At 56.4% G+C, this 6,281-nt stretch carries 7 protein-coding genes; all 7 read right to left on the reverse strand.

Translation table 11 applies throughout. The features are described from left to right. Positions 1 to 303: transposase (locus tag CHB90_RS25155; RefSeq protein ID WP_212591664.1), on the reverse strand; the 303-nt coding region annotated here is incomplete at its 3' end. 24 nt (positions 304 to 327) lie between these two features. Beyond that, the gene (locus CHB90_RS25160; RefSeq protein ID WP_212591665.1) at positions 328 to 963 is read right to left on the reverse strand and encodes a winged helix-turn-helix domain-containing protein; all 636 of its coding nucleotides are present in this window, start codon (positions 961 to 963) and stop codon (positions 328 to 330) included. Between the two features lie 66 nt (positions 964 to 1,029). After that, complete coding sequence (locus tag CHB90_RS25165) at positions 1,030 to 1,998, reverse strand: hypothetical protein (RefSeq protein WP_089280448.1); 969 nt, start codon at positions 1,996 to 1,998, stop codon at positions 1,030 to 1,032. Between the two features lie 8 nt (positions 1,999 to 2,006). After that, positions 2,007 to 3,164, reverse strand: a complete 1,158-nt coding sequence (locus CHB90_RS27235) for a type IIL restriction-modification enzyme MmeI (protein ID WP_245823380.1) — start codon at positions 3,162 to 3,164, stop codon at positions 2,007 to 2,009. Between the two features lie 3 nt (positions 3,165 to 3,167). Then, positions 3,168 to 4,280: a DNA methyltransferase gene (locus CHB90_RS27240; protein WP_245823381.1), complete on the reverse strand. Its 1,113-nt coding sequence runs from the start codon at positions 4,278 to 4,280 to the stop codon at positions 3,168 to 3,170. Then, positions 4,277 to 5,455: a type IIL restriction-modification enzyme MmeI gene (locus CHB90_RS27245; protein WP_245823382.1), complete on the reverse strand. Its 1,179-nt coding sequence runs from the start codon at positions 5,453 to 5,455 to the stop codon at positions 4,277 to 4,279. Before CHB90_RS27245 ends, CHB90_RS27240 begins: the two co-directional genes overlap by 4 nt. After that, the gene (locus CHB90_RS25175; RefSeq protein ID WP_089280449.1) at positions 5,456 to 6,034 is read right to left on the reverse strand and encodes a hypothetical protein; all 579 of its coding nucleotides are present in this window, start codon (positions 6,032 to 6,034) and stop codon (positions 5,456 to 5,458) included. Positions 6,035 to 6,281: the final 247 nt, after the last annotated feature.

A 6,281-nucleotide genomic window follows, 5' to 3' on the forward strand; every position in this document is an offset into this window, starting at 1 on the left:
AGCGGCCGGCGGCGCCACCGGCACTCCGGACGCGACCGGAATATCCAACGGGTAGAAAAGTGCCCCGGCATCGGGCGACCACAAACCTTTCTTCTTCAACTCATGCCGCCAGGCGTAAATCTGTTGCCGCGTAATCTCGTGGCGCTGCGCCACTTGCGTCACCGTTTCCCCACCAACACCAGCCGACATGACAATTTCGAGCTTGTCCTCATCGCGCCAGAAACGCCGCCGCTCCACCCCAAGAATTTCACCACGCATCGATGACCCCGCATAAGACACGTCGTTAACGACGTCGTTAAACACGTGTCCTAGATGATCGCACCAGCGTCAGGCAGGCGGTGCCAATGGCGCGGTTACTCCCTTCCAGCGTTTGCACTGAAAGTAAACTTGGAAGGAAACGAGGTTAACACGAAGAACACCAACCCCATCAATCCCGCCATCACCAGACTTGCCCCGCACCTCCACCTTTGTGAATCCAGCCTCGCGCAAAAGCCGCTGTGCTAGGCGCTCAAATGCGGCAGGATCCATCTTGCCAAGGACAGACAGCAACGCCGATTTCCAGTCTTCCTCATCAGCGGGGCCGTCATCGGCCATGACCTCGATTTCTTCGCCCCTGTCCGCGTCGGCCTTCTTGGCGGCCAGACGCTTCAGGCGTGCGCGCTCGCGTTCTTCCTGCGTCACCTGACCGTAAATCCCTTGCGTCGCGCTTAGGTCGGAGATCGCGGAGCCTATCTCTGTCAGCGCCCAAACCCCGCGCTTGGAATTGTTCAGCGCATCACCGCGTTTCAAGTACGTCCGCGCCCAGGCGAGGTAGTAATTCACCCGCGTGCGGTTTTCATCGCGCGGCATGGTGAAAGCCTGTTCGGCTTCGGTGACGCCTTCCAGCTCGATCACCTTTTCATCAAGCTCCTGGATCGTCGCGGACCCGCCGAGGTCTTTCAGTGCCTCGACCGTGACAAGCATCATTCCGGGAAGGTCGGGAAGAGTTTCTGCGTCGATCTCAAACCGTCTTGTCATTGAATTTCCTAACTATACAGAGCTTGCCGCTTCCTCAGCGGCCATCTTTCCGGCTATCCAGCACTTTCGAACGAGCCACTCCTCGGCGAGATAAAACTCACCGCCCAACACTCTTGCACCGCCCTTGAAGAGGCGCGCTTTCATCGCATCCTCGCCCTTGATGGCGGTGGCTGCGTTCGGGTACGGCGCAGCATCAGGTATGGGTTCGGGCAGCATAACTTCCCATCTGAATTGTCCAGCTGGGTATGCGGACTGGATTTGGTCTCGACGCTTGTAGGGGCTTTTCGAGAACCCGACTTTGATGATCATTTGATCATCTTCGTCATCGATGGTTTCGCCAAGCCAGTTGGCCACGCCACCCTCTAGCCGCAAAATGTAAAGGAACTTGGGGCCGTCGACTTCCCCGACAAAGTACGGTTCCTTTGCAGGAATTACAGCACGGCTGGGCTTTAGAGCGTCCGAAAACGGACGGACCGCACTGTCCAGCTTCTCGGTCTGGCCATAGACGGGCACTTCGTGCACGGTCAAATCCGACAGGCGATCAGCTTCCGCGTCAGAGAGCCGAACGCCATTTGCCCCGATCAATTCAGCCGAGTTGCTTCCGTATGTCTCGCCGAAGATGTCATCGACGTCCTGCCATTCGGCTTCGTCGATGATCCACGCCCGGGAAACCCGAACGGCATATTCCCATTTGCCTCTACTTTTGGGGTCCGCTTCTTTTTCAGCCCAAGCATCACCGGTCAGAAACCCTTGGATATGCCCGGTTTCACCGGTGGTTTCCAATATGCCGATGACCTTGCCCCGTTGATTGTCCGGACCTTTGCCTTTGGTCACATAGATGGCAACCAATGCGCCCTTCTTGGCATCGGGCAGAAACTTGTCGCGCCGCCACTTGTCGGAAAACCCGACGCAGCCCCATGTGTCCGGACTGAAGCCCCAAAACGACGTAAGCCAAACTGGTCGGTCGATCAGATCAAGCATTCAAGAACTCACGCCGCATAGCGGTTCTCTTCCAATTTCTCTGCCTGTCCCAATGCAGCCAAGCTATCCAGCAACGGTTGTACGCTGGTTGTACGCGCTCGCATAAAACGGCGTGCGATTTGGTCGGGGGTGGCTTCGCCCATTTCGGACAGGGCCTCGCGGACGGCTGCAATCTGGTCGGGGAGGGTTTTGGGCCATGGGGCCTTTTCGATCTTTGCGACCGCGCCAAGGTCCATCTCGGTGGTTTTGCCTTTGGAGGCCTGCGCTCCGGTCGGGTTCTGGTAATCGGGGCGGAGCCAGCGGATTTGGCCGCCTGCCTCTTCCTCGGCGCGGGTTTTGTTGAGCGCGACGAGGCGGAGGAGGATGTCTTCGTCGCTCAGGTCCTCAGGCCAGCCATAGGCTTCGGCCACGGCAGCGTCGATTTGGTCGTGAAGGTCGCGCAGCATGCCGATCAGGCCTCGGTCATAGATGTCTTTGTCTTTGCCCTCGATCACCTCACCCGCGCGGAGTTTTTCCAGCACGTTATACATTTGGGTCAGGGTCAGCTTGGGATGCGCCGCCTGCTGGCGCTTACGATGCGCGTCGAGATCTTCGCCTAGGGCGGAGAGGCCTGTTTTTTGTGGGTCGGTAAGATCTGGGAAGGGGAACGGGTCGAAGCAGCGTGATTTGGTATATCTAGGATCGTTCCCAACACCGAGCCAACCACCAGCAGCAAGCGCCCATTTTAGATGGTGATTGCTGGACAAAACAGCGAGAGCATCCGCGCTCTGAATTCCAATGGCGACGATTGTTTGATCAGGCAAAACTGATGTGGGGAGAAAGGTGAACCATCGATGCTTGGATGTTAGAACTGTTGCAATCATCCGCTGCAATCCCTTTTGAGCGTTTCGCAGGTCGAGGTTATTGCGCCGATGTAGCCACCACTTTTCTCGCAAGTCTTTGTCACGATTGGCGTCTCTATGCGGCTTCACCGTATCGAGGAGCCACTGATAGACCTCTGGAGCTTCCCGCTTAAGTTCCTCTTCCCGTCTTGGATGGGCATCAATCACTAGCCGTTCAAGCGAACCCGAAAGTAATTCTTTGCCATTGCAGTATGGTCGTAAGATACCTTTCGAAGCGCCTCCCTGAGGTTTGATCCGGGCTGCGGTTGCGGCGTCGACAACCATGCCCTAACCGTGAGGTATAACTCCAGGCGTCACCAATCCCAAGTTTGATGCGAGGCTTTTAGCCGATGGGACGTCAGCCCCAATTTGTAGATTGCCTAGTATTTTTCCTTTCTGGCTGGAAAAGTTGACCTTTCGACCCTCAGACTCACGAGCTTCCTTCGACTCAGAAGTGACTTCTAGAAGCTGTCCTTCCCGCCTGCCATACCCGGCGACCGTCATCGAAATCCGAACCGCAGCACCGAACAGAGTGTCGACCCAAGGGTGGTCTGGTATTGCAAACAAAAGTGAGAGAGGTTTTTTCGCGTCATTCATATGCGCTTCAAGCACTCTTCGATTGAATGTTTGACGCAGGCTATTTGTGGTAATCAAGCCAAATCGACGTGTGCCTTTGCCCGTCTTTTCATTCCATGAACGCGCGGCAAGTGCCGCCTTTTCCCACCAGAACATCACGAGGTCTGCACTGTCTGGAACTTTTGGGTAGGCTTGACGAAGCGCCTCGACATAACCATCACCAAGATCTTCCCGCATTTTCAGCTTTCCGATGAAGGGCGGGTTGCCGACGATGAACTCTGCCTCTGGCCATTTGGTCGCCTTCGGCTTGGCATAGTCATAGACCTGCACGCGGGCGTCGGTGTCCGGCACTTCCTCGCCCGTCACGTTGTGGCGGATCGTGGTCACACCGTCCCAGCGGGTGACAGGCGCGCCGGTATTGTCCATGCGCGGGGTGCGATCCGACCATTCCAGTACGGCGTCGGCGTTGCGGATGTTCTTGAAATCCCGCAGCACAGGTTCGGACGGCGCGGCCTTGCCATAGGTGCGAACGTGCCATTGCAGATAACCGATCCACAGCACGAGCTCGGCCACATTCGCGGCCCATGGGTTCAGCTCGATCCCCAGAAACTGGTGCGGGTCAACGGTGATGAAACTGGTCTGAGTCTCGCCCAGTTCGGACAGCAGCGCGGTCACCTCGCCCTCTAGTCGTTTCATCATCTCGAGCGCGACATAAAGGAAGTTGCCGGAACCGCAGGCGGGATCAAGCACGCGGATTTCGCAGAGCTTGCTATGGAAGTCGCGAACGAGTTGCAGGGCATCGTCGGATTTGTCGTCTTCGGTCAAGCGCTGCACAGCGGTTTGCACATCGCGCCAGTCTTCGCGCAGCGGCTCCATGATCGTGGGCGTGACCAGCGCTTCACATAAGCGCGCGGCGTATAATGAGCGCCCAGCTTGTGACGCTGGCGTTTGTCGAGGGCGCGTTCCAGCAACGTACCGAAGATCGCAGGTTCGACCTGTTTCCAGTCGGCCTCTGCCGCCTCAATGAGCAGGCCTAATTGCATGGTGTTGAGCGGGAGGGCGTCTGCATCTTTGAACAGGCCACCGTTGAAACGCTTGAGGTCCTGCATGAGTACGGGAGAGAAGCCGCCCGTGTTCATCACCTCCCACAGGCTTTTGAGCGTGGGTTCGGCGTGTTCTGGGTGGCCGCGCAGTTCCTTAAGTTTAGCGGTGAAACTGCCCAGCGGGATCAGCTCCACATCCTCGGCGAACATGGAGAACAGGCAACGCATGAGGAAGCGGGCGACCGTTTCGCTATTGTGGCCTTGGCTTTCGAAGCTTTTGCCGAGTTCGGCAAGGTGTTCGGCGATATCACGGGTGACTTCGGCCGACTTGAGCGAGGGATCATGGCTGTACGGGTCGGTCCAGATGGTGCGCAGAAGGTCGCGGATGCCTTCGTCGTGCAGCTCATCAATGAAGATGCGGTAGCGGTTACCATCGGGGAACTGGTTGTACCCTTGGCCTTGGCGCGAGAAATCGGCGTACAGCTCGATCACATGGCCCACGTCTACAACCATAAGGAAAGGCGGCCAGCCATCGTCCTTGGCCACCGCGCGGGCGTAGTTGTCAGCCTGATTGCGTGCCTTGAGCATTGTGTCGTCCCAGGCAGCGGTTCCCCGCACGCCGTGGCCAGTGCGCTTTTGTTTGCGGTCGGGCGTGCCTTTAGTCAGGTCGCCTTGCCGGTTCTTTTTCTGAGTCACGCCTTGCTTGGTTTCCAAGATGAAATGACCGCTGCGATAGACATCGACGAAGCCGGTGCTGCGCTTGTGGGTGTGGGCAAAAGTGACGGGCCGTTCAAAACGATAGTGGTCATTCGCATCGTCGTCGGTCGCCGGAAAGGGCCGTTCGAGGCCGAGCAGCTCAGTCAGTTCGATGATAAACAGCTGGTAATTTGCATGTTCGCTGCCGCCAGACGGCTTCCAGCGCGCGATAAACTCGCTGATCTGCTCTTTGGTGGTCATTTACTGGTTAATCACTTTCAGCTGAAAAAACCTTTGGTCAATAAAAGTCTCAATGGAATAGGTGTTTAGGAAATGAGCGCTCGCTTCCAGAGGTCGCGTGAGAATATTTTCAGCCAGCGCCACGATGCCACCAATCAAGATGCCAGGTGCCATCCATAGCAACGGATAAAGTGTGAAGCTATCCGCCCAGAAATTCAGGAAAAGCATAGGCCCAACCAGAAACGGCAAGCTAACGGCAAAGAGATAGCGCAGCGGCTTTATTTTCAGCGCTATCACATCGGCAAGTTCGAGATGGTTGCTGTGTATTTGTTCTTCCCAAGCGCAGTATTCGTCTTCCAACTGCCCACGTAGGTAATGACCGCAACGGCAATACTCACGGGGCAAATACTCCGCTTCACCACAGGACGCGCAGACCAACGCATTTCCGTTTATGCTCTTCGGGCGGGAAGGGTCAGGCTGCTTTGCCGCCTCTTTGAGATCAAGCCCATGTTCGTCGAGGAAAAGATCAAGCTTCTCAGATAATGAGACTTTCCGTGGCCTTAGGACGTGCACATTAGCGGGAAAATCAGTGTTAGACATTATGCCACCAACCCCAAAATGCTGTCTATGCGTTGTGTATTAGGGGCGCTTTCGGTGCTGCTAAAGGCATCGGAATCGAGAAATTCAGCAAAGAGAAAATCAATGGCGTCCCATTTCTTTTCTGGTGTCACGCGGCTTTGTTGCGCAAAGGCTGGTTGAGGGATTCATCTCGTGAATCCAGCGTGGTAGCTGTCCTGCATGAGCAGACCGATCCCGCCGAGCTACAAGACCAAGAACTGGCCGGCCT

The organism is Antarctobacter heliothermus (assembly GCF_900188425.1).
GTDB classification, from domain to species: Bacteria; Pseudomonadota; Alphaproteobacteria; order Rhodobacterales; family Rhodobacteraceae; genus Antarctobacter; species Antarctobacter heliothermus.

Bases quoted from the DNA above. Each gene is read 5' to 3' on its own strand.
- CHB90_RS25175 (WP_089280449.1), bottom strand. From the start codon at position 6,034: ATGTCTAACACTGATTTTCCCGCTAATGTGCACGTCCTAAGGCCACGG.
- CHB90_RS25160 (WP_212591665.1), bottom strand. From the start codon at position 963: ATGCTTGTCACGGTCGAGGCACTGAAAGACCTCGGCGGGTCCGCGACG.
- CHB90_RS27245 (WP_245823382.1), bottom strand. From the start codon at position 5,455: ATGACCACCAAAGAGCAGATCAGCGAGTTTATCGCGCGCTGGAAGCCG.
- CHB90_RS25165 (WP_089280448.1), bottom strand. From the start codon at position 1,998: ATGCTTGATCTGATCGACCGACCAGTTTGGCTTACGTCGTTTTGGGGC.
- CHB90_RS27235 (WP_245823380.1), bottom strand. From the start codon at position 3,164: ATGGTTGTCGACGCCGCAACCGCAGCCCGGATCAAACCTCAGGGAGGC.